Below are 17,517 nucleotides of genomic sequence, written 5' to 3'. Positions count from 1 at the left end.
GAGCGGCACGAAGGCCGCTCCCCGCCGCCGCGGGTCGTGTGGGTGCCGGGGTCAGCCCAGCCTGCTCACGTCCCGGACCGCGCCCTTGTCGGCGCTCGTCGCCATCGCCGCGTACGCGCGCAGGGCCGCCGACACCTTGCGCTGCCGGTTCTTCGGCGCGTAGACGCCGTTCAGCGCCTCCCGGCGGGCGGCGAGGGTGGCCTCGTCGACGAGGAGCTCGATCGAACGGCTCGGGATGTCGATACGGATGCGGTCGCCGTCCTCGACGAGGGCGATCGTGCCGCCCGAGGCGGCCTCCGGGGAGGCGTGGCCGATGGACAGGCCCGACGTGCCGCCGGAGAAGCGTCCGTCCGTGACCAGCGCGCAGGTCTTGCCCAGGCCCCGGCCCTTGAGGAAGGAGGTCGGGTAGAGCATCTCCTGCATACCGGGGCCGCCGCGCGGGCCCTCGTACCGGATGACGACCACGTCGCCGTCCTTGACCTGCTTGTTCAGGATCTTCTCGACGGCCTCGTCCTGCGACTCGCAGACCACGGCCGGGCCCTCGAAGGTCCAGATCGACTCGTCGACGCCGGCCGTCTTCACCACGCAGCCGTCGGCGGCGAGGTTGCCGTGCAGGACGGCGAGGCCGCCGTCCTTCGAGTACGCGTGGGCCGCGTCGCGGATGCAGCCGCCGGCCGCGTCCACGTCGAGCGCCTCCCAGCGCTCCGACTGCGAGAAGGCGGTCGCCGAGCGGACGCAGCCGGGGGCCGCGTGGAACAGCTCGACGGCCTCGTCGGACGGCGAGCCGCCGCGGACGTCCCAGGTGTCCAGCCACTCCTTGATGGAGCGGGAGTGGACCGAGTGGACGTCCTCGTCCAGGAGCCCCGCGCGGTACAGCTCGCCGAGGAGGGCCGGGATGCCGCCGGCGCGGTGCACGTCCTCCATGTAGTACGTGCGGTCCTTGGCGACGTTCGGGGCGACCTTGGCCAGGCAGGGCACCCGGCGCGAGACCTCGTCCATGTCCGGCAGGCCGTACTCCAGCTCGGCCTCCTGGGCGGCGGCGAGCAGGTGCAGGATCGTGTTGGTCGAGCCGCCCATGGCGATGTCGAGGGCCATGGCGTTCTCGAAGGCGCCGCGGGTCGCGATCGCGCGCGGCAGGACCGAGGCGTCGTCCTCGGCGTAGTACCGACGGGTGATGTCGACGACCGTGCGGGCCGCCGCCTCGTACAGCCCCTTGCGGGCGGTGTGGGTGGCGAGCAGCGAGCCGTTGCCGGGGAGGGAGAGGCCGATGGCCTCGGTCAGGCAGTTCATCGAGTTGGCGGTGAACATGCCGGAACAGGACCCGCAGGTCGGACAGGCGTTCTCCTCGATCCGGAGGATGTCCTCGTCCGAGATCTTCGGGTTCACCGCGTCGGACATCGCGTCGACCAGGTCGAGCGTGCGGACCGTGCCGTCGACGAGGGTCGCGCGCCCGGCCTCCATCGGACCGCCGGAGACGAAGACCGTCGGGATGTTCAGGCGCAGGGCCGCCATCAGCATGCCGGGGGTGATCTTGTCGCAGTTGGAGATGCAGATCAGGGCGTCGGCGCAGTGCGCCTCGACCATGTACTCCACGCTGTCCGCGATCAGGTCGCGGGAGGGGAGGCTGTAGAGCATGCCGCCGTGGCCCATCGCGATGCCGTCGTCGACGGCGATCGTGTTGAACTCGCGGGCGATGGCCCCGGCGGCCGTGATGGCCTCGGAGACGATCCGGCCGACCGGCTGGAGGTGGGTGTGGCCGGGGACGAACTCCGTGAAGGAGTTGGCGACCGCGATGATCGGCTTCCGGCCGATGTCCGCGCCGGGTACACCGGAGGCGCGCATAAGGGCGCGTGCGCCCGCCATGTTGCGTCCGTGGGTGACAGTGCGGGACCTCAGCTCGGGCATCGCGCTCGCTCCTCGTGATGGGTGTGCTTGCTTTCGAGCGTACGCCGACGGACCAAGATCTGGACAACGCGTCCGTATGCCGGACCCGCTGTTCACCTTTCGGTCGGTCTCCGCCCGAGGACCTCAGGCCTCGGTCAGGTACCGCTGGAGCGTCGGGGCCACCATGGCCACGATCTCCTCCGGGTCCGCCGTCGCCAGCGGCTCGACCCGGATCACGTACCGCATGATCGCGATCCCGATCATGTGGGAGGCCGCCAGCTCCGCGCGGAACTTCGGATCCGGTACGTCGAGCTCGTCCGCGATCCGCTCCAGGAGCCGCCGCAGCACGAAGGTGCGCAGCACCTTGGCCGCGGCCTCGTGGGTCAGCGCGGAGCGGACGATCGCCAGGAGCGGGGCCCGACTCGCCGGGTTCTCCCAGACGCCGATGAAGAACCGTGCGAGCCGCTCCCCGATGGTCTCGCGCGGGCCGCTGACGATCGCGGGGACGACGGTCGCCGGCTCGAAGGAGACCTCGACCGCGGCGGCGAAGACCTCGTCCTTCGTACCGAAGTAGTGGTGCACGAGCGCCGGGTCGACCCCAGCCGCCTTCGCGATGCCGCGGACCGAGGCCTTGTCGTAGCCGCGCTCGGCGAACTGCGCGCGGGCCGCCTCCAGGATGCGTTCCCGCGCGCCGGGCCCGCTCTCCTCCTCGGTACGGGACGGGCGGCCGCGGCGGCGGGGGGCCGGTTCGGTCACGGCCGCGGGACCCGGGTGGGGCGGGTGGCCGCCGACGCGAGGTGGAGCCGGGTGAAGGCGAGGGCCTCCGCGAGGTCGGCCTCGCGCTCGGCGGCGGACATCGCGCGGCGGGTGTTGACCTCGATCACGACGTGACCGTCGAAGCCGGTGAGCGCGAGCCGCTCCAGGACCTCGGCGCAGGGCTGGGTGCCGCGCCCCGGGACCAGGTGCTCGTCCTTGGCGGACCCCCTGCCGTCGGCGAGGTGGACGTGGCTGAGCCGGTCGCCCATGCGGTCGATCATCGCGAGGGCGTCGGTGCGGGCGGTCGCGGTGTGCGAGAGGTCGACGGTGAAGTGCCGGTAGTCGTCCTTGGTGACGTCCCACTCGGGGGCGTACGCGAGCATCTCGCGGTCCTTGTACCGCCACGGGTACATGTTCTCGACGGCGAACCGCACGTCGGTCTCGTCGGCCATCCGCCAGATGCCGGTGACGAAGTCCTTGGCGTACTGGCGTTGCCAGCGGAACGGGGGATGCACGACGACCGTCGACGCGCCGAGCCGCTCGGCCGCCGCCTGGGCCCGCTGGAGCTTGACCCACGGGTCGGTGGACCAGACGCGCTGGGTGATGAGGAGGCAGGGGGCGTGCACGGCCAGGATCGGCACCTGGTGGTGGTCGGAGAGCCGGCGCAGTGCCTCGATGTCCTGGCTGACCGGATCGGTCCACACCATGACCTCGACACCGTCGTAGCCGAGGCGCGCGGCGATCTCGAAGGCCGTCGCCGTCGACTCCGGATAGACCGAGGCTGTCGACAGGGCGACCTTCGCATCCGGGACGCGCACCACTGGTTCTGCCACGGAGACAGGGTACGGGGCGGGGCGGGGGGCGAGGGGGTGGTTCCGGTCACGCCGGAAGGCGCGACGCTGCTTCGTGCCCCCGTCCGGTGACCCCGCTCCGTGCCCGCTTCCGCGCCCCGGCCCGTAAGGCCGCTCCGCGCCCCGCCCGGTGACCCCGCCCCGTGTCCCGTCCCGTCATCCCGCTCCGCGCCCCGGCCCGGTCAGTTCTCCGGCAGGTGGTCCAGGCGGCGCAGAATGACGCCCTCGCGCAGGGCCCAGGGGCAGATCTCCAGTTCCTCCACCCCGAGCAGGTCCATCGCGCCCTCCGCGACGAGGGCGCCCGCGAGGAGCTGTCCCGCGCGGCCCTCCGAGACGCCCGGCAGGGCCGCCCGCTCGGGGACGGTCATCCCGGCCAGGCGCGGGACCCACTCCTCCAGGGACTTGCGGGAAAGGCGCCGCTGGACGTAAAGGCCCTCGCCCGAGCCGGGGGCGCCGGCGATCCTGGCCAGCTGCTTGAACGTCTTGGAGGTGGCCACGACGTGGTCGGGGCGCCCGGAGCGGCTGAACTCGCTGACATTGCGGGCGATCTGCGCGCGCACATGGCGGCGGAGGGCCTTCACGTCGTCGAGGTCGGCCGGGTCGCCCCGGAGCCAGCCGGCGGTCAGCCGGCCCGCGCCGAGCGGCAGGGAGACGGCGGTGTCGGGGTCCTCGTCCATGCCGTACGCGAGTTCGAGGGAGCCGCCCCCGATGTCGAGGAGGAGCAGCTTGCCCGCCGACCAGCCGTACCAGCGGCGGGCGGCGAGGAAGGTGAGCCGGGCCTCCTCCTCGCCGGTGAGGACCTGGAGGTCGACCCCGGTCTCGTCCTTCACGCGCGCGAGGACGGCGTCGGCGTTGCTGGCCTCCCGGACAGCGGAGGTCGCGAACGGCAGTACCTCCTCGCAGCCCTTCTCCTCGGCGGCCAGGAGGGCGTCCCTGACGGTCGTGGTGAGCCGCTCGACGCCGTGCGGCGCGATCGCGCCCCGCTCGTCGAGCAGCTCGGCGAGCCTGAGCTCCGCCTTGTGGGAGTGGGCGGGCAGCGGCCGGGCGCCCGGGTGGGCGTCCACCACCATGAAGTGCACTGTGTTCGAACCGACGTCGAGGACTCCGAGTCTCATGGCGGAACGGTACTGCGCGTACCCGCATACGCTGGGTGGTGTGCCAAAGACGAAGAAGGCGAAGCCCGGCAAGGACAGCGGCGACGACACGGATGTGACGTCGGCTGTGACGCCGGTGGTGGCCGCTGTGACGGCCGTGAAGGCCGGCAAGTCCGGCGGGGCCGTGAAGAGCGGCAAGAAGCGGGGCAAGGGCGTGGAGCCGGACGAGAAGGGCCTCGACTTCGCGCGCGCGTGGGTCGAGTTCCCCGACCCGGCCGACGAGGAGCAGGTCTTCCGCTGCGACCTGACCTGGCTGACCTCGCGCTGGACGTGCGTCTTCGGCAGCGGCTGCCAGGGCATCCAGGCGGGGCGGGCCGACGACGGCTGCTGCACGCTGGGCGCGCACTTCTCCGACGAGGACGACGAGAAACGGGTCGCGACCCATGTGGCACGTCTCACGCCGGAGCTGTGGCAGTTCCACGACGTCGGTACGGAGTCGGGCTGGGTGCAGCGCGACGAGGACGGCGACCGGCAGACCCGCCGCTGGGAGGGATCCTGCATCTTCCAGAACCGTCCCGGGTTCGCGGGCGGCGCGGGCTGCTCGCTGCACATCCTGGCTCTCAAGGAGGGCAGGGAGCCGCTGGAGACCAAGCCGGACGTCTGCTGGCAGCTTCCGGTGCGGCGCACGTACGACTGGATCGACCGGCCCGACGACACCCGGGTCCTCCAGGTGTCGATCGGGGAGTACGACCGCCGGGGCTGGGGTCCGGGCGGCCACGACCTGCACTGGTGGTGCACCTCGGCCACGTCGGCGCACGGGGCCGGGGAGCCGGTCTACGTCACGTACCGGCCCGAGCTGACCGAGATGATGGGCGAGGAGGCGTACGGGGTCCTGGCCGGGCTGTGCGAGACCCGGCTCTCCTCGCAGCTGCCCCTGGTGGCCCCGCACCCGGCCGACCCGAAGGTCCGGTGACCGGGCGCATCGGCGGGCGAGCTCGTCAGGACGTGGGCGCCGGGGCCGAGTCCTCCGTCGTCGGGGGCGGAGTGGTCGGTTCCGTCGTACCCGGCTCCGTGGTCGTCGGCGGCGGTTCCTCCGTCGTCGGCGGCGGGGTGGTGGGCTCGGTTGTCGGCGGGCTCGTCGGCGGGCTCGTCGGCTCCGTGGTCGTCGGCGGCGGTTCCTCCGTCGTCGGCGGCGGCGTCGTCGGCTCCGTGGTCGGCGGGGCCGTGGGCGGGGTCGTCGGCTCCGTGGTCGTCGGCGGCGGGACGGCCGGGTCGACGACGGGCGGCGGGACGGCCTGGCCGCGCCCGCCGATCCTGACCACCGCGCCCGAGGGGTTCACCCCGATCCGGGCGCTCCACGCGCCCGCGGGTTCGCGGCCGTGGTCCACGCGGACGGCGATGGTGACCGTCTCGCCGGGGCGGAGCGTGCCGGAGGCCCGGCTGACGTACAGCCAGGGGGCGTCCGTCCACAGCGACCACGCGACGGGCGTGTCGCCCGCGGCGGTGAGGGTGAGCAGCGTCAGATCGCCGTGGCCGCGCGCGGTGACCGTGATCCAGCCGGGCGCGGCCTCACCGGGCCGGGCCGCCGTGGGGCCGGAGGGGCCGCCGGGGCTGATCACCTCGACGGAGACGTCGGGGGCGCGGCTGCCCCGGGTGAAGCGGGGCTCGGGGGTCGTACGGGCGTTGCCCGCGTTCTCGTAGCGGTCGTAGGGGCGTCCGTCCGGGCCGACCGGCTCGTCGGCCTCGCGGGCGCTGACCCGGGACCCGTCGTGGGCGACGTCGGCGACCGGGGCGCCCCGGTAGGAGGTCCACAGGGCGAGGACGGGCGCGGCGACCACGGCGGCGACGACGGTGGTCGTCACCGCCCGGGCCCGCAGCCGGTCACGGCGGGCCACGTGGTCCTTCGGGTCCATGGGGAAGCCGGTCGGGCTGAAGCGCGGGGCTCCGGCACGCGCGCGTGGGACGTGCAGCATCGCCAGGTACGCGGCGGCCCGGGGCGCCTCGACGAGCGGCAGCCCGGCCGGGGGCAGGGCTCCGGCGCCCGGCCAGGGGCCGACGGCGCCGACGCGCTCGGCGGCCCGTCGGCAGCGGGGACAGTCGTCGACGTGCCGGACGAGTTCGGCCCGCAGGGCGGCCGACAGGAGCACCTGGTGGTCGCCGGTCAGCCGGGCGACGGTGGGACAGCTGCCGGTCCCGACGACGGCGAGGGCGGCTCGGGTGCGCTCGACCTCGCAGCCCGCGGTGGCGAGGAGCTCGCGGGCGGCGAGCGGGTCGAGGGAGAGCACGGCGGCGACCTGACGGTGGCTGAGGCCGTGGCGTACGGCCAGCTCCAGGGCCTCCCGCTGCTCGGGGGTGGTGCCGGCGGCCTCCGGCCAGGCGAGCAGGGCGAGTTCGGCGCGGCGACGCTCGGCGGTCTCCTCGGGGACCCGGGGCGGCTCGGGCGCGGTGACGGCGGGCCGGCCGGTGTGGGCGCCCTGGCGCTTGCGGCGCTGCTCGCCGAGGCTGCGCAGACAGGCCCAGCGGGCGAGTGCGTACAGCCATGCGGTGCGGCCGTCCTCGTCGGAGGGGCAGCGGCCGTGGTGGCGCTCGGCGACGGCGAGGACGTCGCCGAGGACGGCGGTGGCCGTGTCGTGGTCGCAGAGCACGGAGAGGCAGTACGTGAAGAGGCCGTCGAGGGCGGCCTCGTAGCGCGCGGGGGGCCGCCGGCCGAGCGCGCGCGGTCCCTCGTCCGCGGCGGGGTGCGCCCGGTGTGCGCCGGTGGTGCGTGCGGGGGATTCCAGCCTGCTGCTCGTCACCGGTCGACCGTAGGCAGGGTGGGGGGCGCTTTTCGTACCGGTCGTGTTCTTCTCAGTCTTACGGGTGAATGAATCCCTCGAAAGGGGACAGGAACCCGGCGTTCCGCGGCCGGGGCGCGGTCCGGCGGCGGCCCGGGGCCCGTTGTCGGTGGGGGCGGCTACGGTGGGCGACATGGCTGCCCGTACGAAATCGACCAAGGACCGGCCGTCCTACCGCTGCACCGAGTGCGGCTGGCAGACGGCCAAGTGGCTCGGCCGCTGCCCCGAGTGCCAGGCCTGGGGGACGGTCGAGGAGTACGGCGCGCCCGCCGTCCGCACGACCGCGGCGGGCCGGGTGTCCACCGCCGCCGTCCCCATCGGACAGGTCGACGGCCGGCAGGCCACCGCCCGCTCCACCGGCGTCGACGAGCTGGACCGGGTCCTCGGCGGGGGCCTGGTGCCCGGCGCCGTCGTCCTGCTCGCGGGAGAGCCGGGCGTCGGCAAGTCCACGCTCCTGCTCGACGTGGCGGCCAAGGCGGCGAGCGACGAGCACCGCACGCTCTACGTGACGGGCGAGGAGTCCGCGAGCCAGGTCCGGCTGCGCGCCGACCGGATCAACGCGCTCAGCGACCACCTCTACCTGGCGGCCGAGACCGATCTGTCGGCGGTCCTCGGGCACCTGGACGCCGTGAAGCCCTCACTGCTGATCATGGACTCGGTGCAGACCGTCGCCTCCCCCGAGATCGACGGCGCGCCCGGCGGCATGGCGCAGGTCCGCGAGGTCGCCGGGGCACTCATCCGGGCGTCCAAGGAGCGCGGCATGTCCACGCTGCTCGTCGGTCACGTCACCAAGGACGGGGCGATCGCGGGCCCGCGCCTCCTGGAGCACCTGGTCGACGTCGTCCTGAGCTTCGAGGGCGACCGGCACGCGCGCCTGCGTCTGGTCCGGGGCGTCAAGAACCGGTACGGGGCGACCGACGAGGTCGGCTGCTTCGAGCTGCACGACGAGGGCATCACGGGCCTGACCGACCCCTCGGGGCTCTTCCTGACCCGGCGGGACGTGGCCGTGCCGGGCACCTGTCTGACGGTGACCCTGGAGGGCCGCCGCCCGCTCGTCGCCGAGGTCCAGTCGCTGACGGTGGACTCCCAGATCCCCTCCCCGCGCCGGACCGTCTCCGGTCTGGAGACCTCCCGCGTCTCGATGATGCTGGCGGTCCTGGAGCAGCGCGGACGGATCAGCGCCCTGGGCAAGCGGGACATCTACAGCGCGACCGTGGGCGGAGTGAAGCTGACCGAGCCCGCCGCCGACCTGGCGATCGCCCTCGCCCTCGCCTCCGCGGCGAGCGACACCCCGCTGCCGAAGAACCTGGTGGCGATCGGCGAGGTCGGCCTCGCGGGCGAGGTCCGCCGGGTGACGGGGGTCCAGCGCCGGCTGGCCGAGGCGCACCGGCTGGGCTTCACGCACGCGCTGGTCCCCTCGGACCCGGGCAGGGTGCCGGCCGGCATGAAGGTGACGGAAGTCGCGGACATGGGCGACGCGCTGCGGGTCCTGCCGCGCAGCAGGCGCGCCGCGAAGGCTCCGGAGGGCGGGGAGGGATAGCGGGGGGCAGGTGCGGAACCCGGCGTGGGGGCAGAGGTGGAACCCGGCACGGAGGCAGGTGTGAAGTCCGGCGTGGGGGCGCATGGCCGGCCGGGCGCGGGGGCCCGTACCTCGTGTCGGGTGCCCGGCGCGCGGGGATCCGGTACCCCGTAACGGAACCGGAGGATTTACTCCGTACGCTTCGCGAAGGCGCGGAGGGTTAGGTCCGTGCCGGGGCGGGGACGCCTTTCGGACCACCCGGGATCGGTCGGGGGCGGAGGGCGGCGGGGTGGTGTCGCTAGACTTTGCCCTGGTCTCGCCCATCCGTACGAGCCGGAGGAGTGCAGTGGCAGCCAAGGACGGGGCAGCAGCTCCTGGGAAGTCCGGCGCGGGCTCTCGCAACGAAGCACTGATGCGCGCCGCCCTGAGCGCGGTCGCGCCCGGCACCGCGCTGCGTGACGGCCTGGAGCGGATCCTCCGCGGCAACACCGGTGGACTCATCGTGCTCGGCCTGGACAAGACGGTCGACTCGATGTGCACCGGCGGTTTCGTGCTGGACGTCGAGTTCGCCGCCACGCGCCTGCGTGAGCTGTGCAAGCTCGACGGCGCGCTCGTCCTCGACAAGGACATCACCAAGATCCACCGCGCGGGTGTGCAGCTGGTCCCGGACGCCTCCATCCCCACCGACGAGACCGGCACCCGGCACCGCACGGCCGACCGGGTCTCCAAGCAGTGCAACTACCCGGTCGTCTCCGTCTCCCAGTCCATGCGCCTGATCGCGCTGTACGTGGACGGTGAGCGGCGGGTCCTGGAGGAGTCGGCCGCGATCCTGTCCCGCGCCAACCAGGCGCTCGCGACCCTGGAGCGGTACAAGCTCCGGCTCGACGAGGTGGCCGGCACGCTCTCCGCCCTGGAGATCGAGGACCTGGTCACGGTCCGGGACGTCACCGCCGTCGCCCAGCGCCTGGAGATGGTCCGCCGGATCGCCACCGAGATCGCGGAGTACGTGGTCGAGCTCGGGACGGACGGGCGGCTGCTCTCCCTCCAGCTCGACGAGCTGATCGCGGGTGTCGAGCCGGAGCGCGAGCTGGTGATCCGGGACTACGTGCCCGAGCCGACGGCCAAGCGGTCGCGCACGGTCGCGGAGGCGCTCACCGAGCTGGACGCGCTGAGCCACACCGAGCTGCTCGAACTGCCGGTCGTCGCGCGGGCGCTGGGGTACAGCGGCTCCCCCGAGACCCTCGACTCGGCGGTCTCGCCGCGCGGCTACCGGCTCCTCGCGAAGGTGCCGAGGCTGCCGGGCGCGATCATCGAGCGGCTCGTCGAGCACTTCGGCGGGCTGCAGAAGCTGCTCGCGGCCAGCGTGGACGACCTCCAGGCCGTCGACGGGGTCGGCGAGGCCCGCGCCCGCAGCGTGCGCGAGGGCCTGTCCCGGCTCGCGGAGTCCTCGATCCTGGAGCGGTACGTCTAGGAGGACCTGCGGCCGGGCGGTACGTCTAGGAGGACGTACGGCTGTGCCGTAGGGGGTGGGAACCGCGGAGCGGTACGTCTCGGAGGACGTACCGCTCGGGCCCTACCGTCCGGTCAGTCCTTGGCCAGGGTGAACGAGGCCGGGAGGACCTTCGTGCCCGGCATCGTCGCTTCCACGAGGTAGGTGCCGGGTCCGGCCTGGCCCGTCGGGGCCGTGGCGCACCGCGGCGCGCTCCGCTCGCGGTCCCATTCCACGGTGTGGGTGACGGTGGCTCCCGCGGGGACGTGCAGCAGGACCGGGGTGCCGGGGCGCGGGCAGTGGGCGGACGACCAGATCTCGTCGTCCTGCTTGTCGCTGATCGTCAGAACCGCGCTGCGGGGACCGAAGTCGGCCTTGCAGGCGGCCTTCGAGGTGTTCCTCGCGACGAGCTGGAAGCGGGGCTTCTCCCCCGCCTCGTAGCTGACCTGCGCGCTGCGGATCGTCAACTGCAGGGATCCGGCCGGACAGTTCGGGAGCGGCGAGTTCGCCGGTACCTGCTGTCCGGCGCCGGTGCTCGCGCCCCCGTCGCCGCCCGCGCCGTCGGTGTCGCCGTTCTTGCCGACGTCGCCGGTGCCGGCGGTAGCACCAGCGCCCGCGTCCGTACCGGCGTCGGCGCCCGTCCCCGGGTCCGTACCGGAGCCTTCCGTACCGCCGCCGGTGCCGCCGGTGCCGCCCGTGGTGTCGCCGGAGTCGCCCGACTCGTCGCGTCCGCCCGGCTGTTGGCTGATCGCCGGTCCCGTGCCGGAGGGGCCGGGGGTGATCGAGGGAGGGGTGGGGGACGAGCCGTTGGCCCCGTCGTTCGGCTTCTTCCCGCCCCCGTCACCGGAGGTGACGGCCCATACGGCGAGGAGCGCGAGAAGCGCCACCAGGCACGCCGCCACCGCCCTCCGTCGCCAGTAGATGGTGGAGGGAAGCGGCCCGACCGGATTGCGCAAAGATCCCACGACCCGAACCTTACGAGAGATCCGGCTCAACTCCCGCCCCACCCGCCGCCCGAGACAACAAGTTTTGCCGATGATCACATCCCTCCGTTCCGGGAACTTTTCACGGCACCGCGTCCGGCCCCCTCGCGACTCCCACCGAAACCGGTGGGAACCGGACCGAATCGCAAGACCGCCCTGTCGTCGGGGGTCTCTCCGGCCGGCGGCCCGGGGCGGAGGACTCCGGATTCCGGTTAGCGTCGTGCACCATGAACACCCTCCTCGACCTCTCCGATCGTCTGTATCTCGACGTCGCCGATCTGGCCCACTCCACCCCCCACTGGTTCCAGTGGCTCGCCGAGGTCTGGACCGAGGCCGGACTGCTGCTGTTCGGCGCGCTGTTCCTGACCGGCTGGTGGCGCTCCCGTGAGGGGACGAGCCGGATGATGGCGCTCGCGCTGCTCGCCCCGCTCGCCACCGCGTTCGGGTACGTGGTGAGCGAGGGACTGAAGTCGCTGATCGACGAGGACCGCCCGTGCCGCGCGGTCCTGGGGGCGCCCACCTCGCTCGTCACCTGCCCGCCGTACGGCGACTGGTCCTTCCCCAGCAACCACTCGGCCATCGCGGGCGCCGCCGCGATCGCGCTCGCGCTGTCCTGGCGCGGGATCGTCTGGCTGACGGTGCCGATGGCGCTGCTCATGGCGTTCTCCCGGGTCTTCGTCGGCGTCCACTACCCGCACGACGTGACCTTCGGTCTGCTCCTCGGCGGTCTGGTCGCCTTCCTCGTCATGAGGGCGGCGGTCCGGCCGGTGGGCACCCTGGTGGAGACGGCCCGGTCGAGCCGGAGCTCGACGGTGGTGTGGTGCGCCGGCCGAGGCCCCCGGACGCACCCGGCCCCGCACGCGGCCGAGCCCCAGCGGGTGGGCCACGGCGGGTACTGAGCCCGAGCGGACGCCGGGGCGCGGGGTGGGGCGCGTACGCGTGTGAACGGCGGCGCGCGCGGTGGGGCGCGTACGCGTGCGCGTGGGCGCGCGCGGGCCGAGGCCACCCCGGCGCCCGTGCCACGGCGCGTACGGTTCGCGGCGTGGACGTGCCAGGATCGGGGGTGCCATGACTTCCATCGACGCTCCCCTCCCGCCCGACGCCCCCGACGCCCCCGCCGGCCCGACGCCCCCCGCCGAGCTGCACGGTCCCGTCCTCGCCTGGTTCGACCGGCACGCCCGTGACCTGCCCTGGCGCCGCCCCGAGGCCGGTGCCTGGGGTGTCATGGTCAGCGAGTTCATGCTCCAGCAGACCCCGGTCGTCCGGGTCCTGCCGGTGTACGAGCAGTGGCTCGCGCGCTGGCCGCGCCCCGCCGACCTCGCCGCCGACGCTCCCGGCGAGGCGGTCCGCGCCTGGGGCAGGCTCGGCTATCCGCGCCGGGCGCTGCGGCTGCACGCGGCCGCCGTGGCCATAAGGGAACGGCACGGCGGCGACGTACCGAGCGACCACGGGCAGCTGCTCGCGCTGCCCGGCATCGGTGAGTACACCGCGGCCGCGGTGGCCTCCTTCGCCTACGGACAGCGGCACCCGGTCCTGGACACCAATGTGCGCCGGGTCTTCGCGCGGGCGGCGAGCGGCGTCCAGTACCCCCCGAACGCGACCACGGCCGCCGAGCGGCGGCTCGCCCGCGCCCTGCTGCCCGAGGACGAGGCGACCGCCTCCCGCTGGGCGGCCGCCTCCATGGAGCTGGGCGCGCTGGTCTGCACGGCGAGGAACGAGGACTGCGGGCGCTGCCCGATCGCCGGGCGGTGCGCCTGGCTGCTTGCCGGGAAGCCGGCCCACGACGGCCCGGCGCGGCGCGGCCAGACGTACGCGGGGACCGACCGGCAGGTCAGGGGCCGGCTCCTCGCGGTGCTGCGGGATTCGGCGGAGCCGGTGGCGCAGACGGCCCTGGACGCGGTCTGGGACGAGCCGGTGCAGCGGGCCCGGGCCCTGGACGGTCTGGTCGCGGACGGCCTCGTCGAGCCGCTGGACGACGGGTCCTACCGGCTGCCCGTGTCCTGAGCGGGTCGTGATCCGGTCCGTCGACAGGCGCCCGCAGCCGGTCGCGGGCGGTCCCTGAGCCGGTCGCGAGCTGGTCGTGGGCCGGTACCTGGGCCGGTCGCGGACCGGTCGCCGAGCCGGGCGCAGGCCGGTACCTGAGGCCGATCGCGGGCCGGTCCTGAGGGCCGGTCGCCGAGCCGGGCGGGAGCCGTCGCGGGCCAGTCGCCGAGCCGGTCGCGAGCCGGTCCCTGAGCCTTCGTGGCGTACCGCCGGCGGCTCCGGCGTACCGGTGATGCGCCGCCCTGCGCGCCCGGCCGGACGGTGCGAAACCTCCTCCGCCGCCCTGTTACACAACCGATGGGTAGCCGTGCGTCCACCGACGGCTGCCACGCACAACCCCGTGACAACCGCTCCGTAGCGTCGGCCACGACACGAGGAACAAAGCTGGTCACGGGGTTCGGAGGCGGTTCGGATGAGGCATGGCGAGGTGCTCGACTTCGAGGAGTACGTACGCACACGGCAGGACGCGCTGCTGCGCAGTGCCCGGCGTCTCGTGGCCGATCCCGTCGACGCGCAGGACCTCCTCCAGACGGCTCTCGCCCGCACCTTCGGGCGCTGGGACGGGATCGCCGACAAGTCCCTCGCCGACGCCTATCTGCGCCGGGTCATGATCAACACCCGGACCGAGTGGTGGCGCTCCCGCAGGCTCGAAGAGGTGCCCACCGAGCAGCTGCCCGACGCCTGCGGCGACGACCCGACCGAGCAGCACGCCGACCGGGCCCTGCTCATGGACGTCCTGAAGGTCCTCGCGCCGAAGCAGCGCAGCGTCGTCGTCCTGCGCCACTGGGAACAGATGAGCACGGAGGAGACGGCGGCGGCGCTCGGCATGTCGACCGGTACGGTGAAGTCCACGCTCCACCGCGCGCTCGCCCGGCTCCGTCAGGAGCTGGAGAGCCGTGACCTCGACGCCCGCGCTCTGGGGCGGACCGGGGAGCGGACGACCGTACGAGGCGACGAACGGGAGCGGGAGCGGTGCGCGGCCTAGACGGCGGAGCCGACGGCGGCAGACACGACGACGACGGCTGCGGCAGACACGGCGGTGGCGGTGACGGCCCCGGGGGCGACGACCGGTACGGGGCCGGGCGTCGCCGTCGGCGTCGTACCGTCAAGGCGGCGAGCATCACGGCGGCGGCCGGGCTCGTCGCCGTCGGTCTGTCCATGGCCGCCTGCTCCACCGGCGGTACCGGGTCCCGTGACGAGGGCGCCGCGGGCACCCACGACGTGGCCCCGGCGGCGCCCACCCCCTCCCCCTCCGCCGACGGCGGGCAGACCTCCGCCGAGCGGGTGGATCCGATCGCGCTGCTCAAGGCCGACCCGAAGATCGGCGAGCGGCTCAAGACCGATCTGAAGCCGTGCGTCGCGGACGCCTACCCGGTGGACGCCTCCTACGGCAATCTCACGGGGGCGCCCGCTCCCGATGTCGTCGTCAACGTGATGACCTGCGGTGACGCCGTCGGCATCGGCACGTACGTCTACCGGAAGCAGAGCGACCGGTACGAGAACGTCTTCATGGCGGAGGACGCGGCGGTCTACGCCACGATCGACCGGGGCGAGCTCGTCGTCACCAAGCAGGTGTACGCGAAGGGCGACCCGGTCGCGTACCCCTCGGGCGAGGACGTGATCACGTACCGGTGGTCGGGGAACAGGTTCACCCAGCACGACTGGGTGCACAACGACTACAGCCGGGCCGTCGGCGACGGCGGCGTGGAGGAACCCGCGCCGAGCGAACCGCCGGCGGACTGAGCCGGGCGGGCGCCGAGGCGTGTCCCGCGCGGCGTACGCCGGGGCCGTACCCCCGGGCCCCGCCACCTCGGAGCCGTACACCGGGACTCGGGACTCGGGGCCCGGGGCCTCCGGAGCCGCACACCCCGCCGACCCGCACCCCCACAGCCGTACACCCCACTTCGCGACCGCACAGCCAGCGCACGCCGACAGCGCACGACCCGAAGGGCACGCACGATGGCCGAGACCCATGTCCTGTTCGTCGAGGACGACGACGTCATCCGCGAGGCCACCCAGCTCGCCCTCGAACGGGACGGCTTCCGCGTCACCGCCGTGCCCGACGGGCTCTCCGGCCTGGACGCCTTCCGGGCGCAGCGGCCGGACATCGCCCTGCTCGACGTGATGCTGCCGGGCATGGACGGGGTCAGCCTCTGCCGGCGCATCCGGGACGAGTCGACGGTGCCGGTGATCATGCTGTCGGCGCGGGCCGACTCGATCGACGTCGTCCTCGGTCTCGAGGCGGGCGCCGACGACTACGTCACCAAGCCCTTCGACGGGTCCGTGCTGATGGCCCGCATCCGCGCCGTGCTGCGCCGTTTCGGCCACGCGGGCGGGTCCGGCGCCGGGGAGCACGGTGACGGGGCGCCCGGCGTCGGCGGACTCCTCGTCTTCGGCGACCTGGAGGTCGACACCGAGGGCATGGAGGTCCGCAAGGGTGGGGCGCCGGTCGCGCTGACCCCGACCGAGATGCGGCTGCTCCTGGAGTTCTCGTCCGCGCCGGGCACCGTACTGTCCCGGGACAAGCTCCTGGAGCGGGTCTGGGACTACGGCTGGGGCGGTGACACCCGGGTCGTGGACGTCCATGTGCAGCGGCTGCGCTCCAAGATCGGCCAGGACAGGATCGAGACGGTCCGCGGCTTCGGCTACAAGCTCAAGAGCTAGGGCCCGGTGTGAAGCTGCTCCCCCTCCGTACCGGCGTCCGCTGGAAGATCGCCGTCGCCATCGCGGCCGTCGGCGCGCTGATCGCGGTGACCCTGAGCGTCGTCGTGCACAACGCCGCCCGCATCTCGATGCTCGACAACGCGCGCGAGGTGCAGATGGAGCGGCTGCTCTTCGCGCAGCGGTTGTACGAGACGTCGAAGCCGAAGGAACCGCGCTTCGGTACGAAGATCAACGACTCGTCGCTGCCGCCGCAGCTCGACCAGCTGATGCGGGACAAACGGCGGGGCACGTTCGTGCAGGAGCACCGGCACGGCGGGCCGCCCGACGTGTGGGCGGCCGTGCCCCTCGCCAACGGCGACGTGCTGTCGCTGCACATCCCCTTCGCCGACCGCAGCGCGACGATCATGAACGACCTGGACCGGGCCCTCGTCATCGGCTCGGTCTCGGTGGTCTTCGGCGGCTGCGCGCTGGGCGTGCTCATCGGCGGCCAGCTCTCGCGGCGGCTGCGGAAGGCCGCCGTCGCGGCCGGCCGGGTCGCCCAGGGCAACACCGGCGTACGGGTCAGGGAGGCCGTCGGCGGGGTCGTCCGGGACGAGACCGACGACCTGGCGTGGGCGGTCGACGCCCTGACCGACGCCCTCAACGAGCGGATCGAGGCCGAGCGGCGGGTCACCGCGGACATCGCGCACGAGCTGCGCACACCGGTGACGGGGCTGCTCACGGCGGCGGAGCTGCTGCCGCCCGGGCGGCCCACCGAGCTCGTACGGGACCGGGCGCAGGCGATGCGGACCCTGGTCGAGGACGTCCTGGAGGTGGCGCGGCTCGACAGCGCGTCCGAGCGGGCCGAGCTCCAGGAGATCGCGCTGGGCGAGTTCGTGGAACGGCGGGTGCGGGCCCTCGACCCGGAGGTCGTCGTCCGGGTCGTCCACGAGTCGTGGGTGAACACCGACCCGCGACGCCTGGAACGCGTCCTGGGCAACCTCCTCGCGAACGCCGCCAAGCACGGCAGGCCGCCGGTGGAGGTCACGGTCGAGGGGCGGGTCGTCCGCGTCCGCGACCACGGCCCTGGCTTCCCGGAGGCGCTCCTCAAGGAGGGCCCGAGCCGGTTCCGTACGGGATCGAGCGACCGAGCCGGCCAGGGCCACGGCCTGGGCCTCACGATCGCGTCGGGCCAGGCCCGGGTCCTCGGCGCCCGGCTGACCTACCGGAACGTGGCCTCCGAGGGGGCCCCGAACGGGGTGGGCGGCGCGATCGCGGTGCTGTGGCTGCCGGACCACGCGCCGACCAACACGGGCAGCTTCCCGATGCTGTGGCTGCCGCTCGACTGACCGCGCGGCCGGCGGCCGGGCGGCGCGGGTAGGGAAACGGGGGGGCGGGCCCCCGCCCGGCCCGCCCCCCCC

At 73.9% G+C, this 17,517-nt stretch carries 15 protein-coding genes; 9 read left to right on the top strand and 6 right to left on the bottom strand.

Annotated features, from left to right (window positions below; translation table 11 throughout):
• Nucleotides 1–51 precede the first annotated feature (51 nt).
• The 4 genes from ilvD to ACFWV2_RS32210 all read right to left on the bottom strand — a co-directional run bounded on the left by ilvD (nucleotide 52) and on the right by ACFWV2_RS32210 (nucleotide 4,606).
• Nucleotides 52–1,905, bottom strand: coding sequence for a dihydroxy-acid dehydratase (gene ilvD, locus ACFWV2_RS32225; RefSeq protein WP_384410710.1), 1,854 nt, complete (start codon nucleotides 1,903–1,905; stop codon nucleotides 52–54).
• Between the two features lie 123 nt (nucleotides 1,906–2,028).
• Nucleotides 2,029–2,640: a TetR family transcriptional regulator gene (locus tag ACFWV2_RS32220; protein WP_384410708.1), complete on the bottom strand. Its 612-nt coding sequence runs from the start codon at nucleotides 2,638–2,640 to the stop codon at nucleotides 2,029–2,031.
• The gene (locus ACFWV2_RS32215) at nucleotides 2,637–3,473 is read right to left on the bottom strand and encodes a sugar phosphate isomerase/epimerase family protein (RefSeq protein WP_384410705.1); all 837 of its coding nucleotides are present in this window, start codon (nucleotides 3,471–3,473) and stop codon (nucleotides 2,637–2,639) included. The genes ACFWV2_RS32220 and ACFWV2_RS32215 overlap by 4 nt, the downstream gene beginning before the upstream one ends.
• A gap of 200 nt (nucleotides 3,474–3,673) precedes the next feature.
• Nucleotides 3,674–4,606 (bottom strand): Ppx/GppA family phosphatase, encoded by a 933-nt coding sequence (locus ACFWV2_RS32210; RefSeq protein WP_384410702.1) that lies wholly within the window; start codon nucleotides 4,604–4,606, stop codon nucleotides 3,674–3,676.
• A gap of 193 nt (nucleotides 4,607–4,799) precedes the next feature.
• On the opposite strand from ACFWV2_RS32210, the gene ACFWV2_RS32205 reads away from it, so the two are divergent.
• Complete coding sequence (locus tag ACFWV2_RS32205) at nucleotides 4,800–5,558, top strand: hypothetical protein (RefSeq protein ID WP_384410713.1); 759 nt, start codon at nucleotides 4,800–4,802, stop codon at nucleotides 5,556–5,558.
• 25 nt (nucleotides 5,559–5,583) lie between these two features.
• Here ACFWV2_RS32205 and ACFWV2_RS32200 read toward each other — a convergent pair whose 3' ends face one another.
• The gene (locus ACFWV2_RS32200) at nucleotides 5,584–7,380 is read right to left on the bottom strand and encodes a hypothetical protein (RefSeq protein ID WP_384410700.1); all 1,797 of its coding nucleotides are present in this window, start codon (nucleotides 7,378–7,380) and stop codon (nucleotides 5,584–5,586) included.
• Between the two features lie 172 nt (nucleotides 7,381–7,552).
• On the opposite strand from ACFWV2_RS32200, the gene radA reads away from it, so the two are divergent.
• Entirely contained in the window at nucleotides 7,553–8,959 is a 1,407-nt protein-coding gene (gene radA / locus ACFWV2_RS32195; RefSeq protein ID WP_384410697.1) for a DNA repair protein RadA, read from the top strand.
• 325 nt (nucleotides 8,960–9,284) lie between these two features.
• Entirely contained in the window at nucleotides 9,285–10,409 is a 1,125-nt protein-coding gene (disA, locus tag ACFWV2_RS32190) for a DNA integrity scanning diadenylate cyclase DisA (protein ID WP_360795838.1), read from the top strand.
• Nucleotides 10,410–10,522: 113 nt separating this feature from the next.
• Here disA and ACFWV2_RS32185 read toward each other — a convergent pair whose 3' ends face one another.
• Nucleotides 10,523–11,392 (bottom strand): hypothetical protein, encoded by an 870-nt coding sequence (locus ACFWV2_RS32185; protein WP_384410693.1) that lies wholly within the window; start codon nucleotides 11,390–11,392, stop codon nucleotides 10,523–10,525.
• A 245-nt stretch (nucleotides 11,393–11,637) separates the two neighbouring features.
• On the opposite strand from ACFWV2_RS32185, the gene ACFWV2_RS32180 reads away from it, so the two are divergent.
• The 6 genes from ACFWV2_RS32180 (at nucleotide 11,638) to cseC (ending at nucleotide 17,445) form a co-directional block, all read left to right on the top strand.
• A complete protein-coding gene (locus ACFWV2_RS32180) occupies nucleotides 11,638–12,309 on the top strand; it encodes a phosphatase PAP2 family protein (RefSeq protein ID WP_384410691.1) in 672 nt (223 codons plus the stop codon).
• A 169-nt stretch (nucleotides 12,310–12,478) separates the two neighbouring features.
• A complete protein-coding gene (locus tag ACFWV2_RS32175; protein WP_384410688.1) occupies nucleotides 12,479–13,414 on the top strand; it encodes an A/G-specific adenine glycosylase in 936 nt (311 codons plus the stop codon).
• Nucleotides 13,415–13,865: 451 nt separating this feature from the next.
• Nucleotides 13,866–14,438, top strand: a complete 573-nt coding sequence (locus ACFWV2_RS32170) for a SigE family RNA polymerase sigma factor (protein WP_384410685.1) — start codon at nucleotides 13,866–13,868, stop codon at nucleotides 14,436–14,438.
• Nucleotides 14,426–15,196 (top strand): hypothetical protein, encoded by a 771-nt coding sequence (locus ACFWV2_RS32165; protein WP_384410683.1) that lies wholly within the window; start codon nucleotides 14,426–14,428, stop codon nucleotides 15,194–15,196. The genes ACFWV2_RS32170 and ACFWV2_RS32165 overlap by 13 nt, the downstream gene beginning before the upstream one ends.
• 216 nt (nucleotides 15,197–15,412) lie before the next feature.
• Nucleotides 15,413–16,117 carry a two-component system response regulator CseB gene (gene cseB / locus ACFWV2_RS32160; RefSeq protein ID WP_384410680.1) on the top strand — a complete coding sequence of 235 codons (705 nt, stop codon included), beginning with the start codon at nucleotides 15,413–15,415 and terminating at the stop codon, nucleotides 16,115–16,117.
• 8 nt (nucleotides 16,118–16,125) lie between these two features.
• Entirely contained in the window at nucleotides 16,126–17,445 is a 1,320-nt protein-coding gene (cseC, locus tag ACFWV2_RS32155; RefSeq protein ID WP_384410677.1) for a two-component system sensor histidine kinase CseC, read from the top strand.
• Nucleotides 17,446–17,517 lie beyond the last annotated feature (72 nt).

This window comes from Streptomyces sp. NPDC058671, assembly GCF_042716475.1.
Classification (GTDB): Bacteria; Actinomycetota; Actinomycetes; order Streptomycetales; family Streptomycetaceae; genus Streptomyces.
The sequence above is the reverse complement of the archived record's forward strand: the minus strand, read 5'-3'. Positions and strand labels throughout refer to the sequence as shown.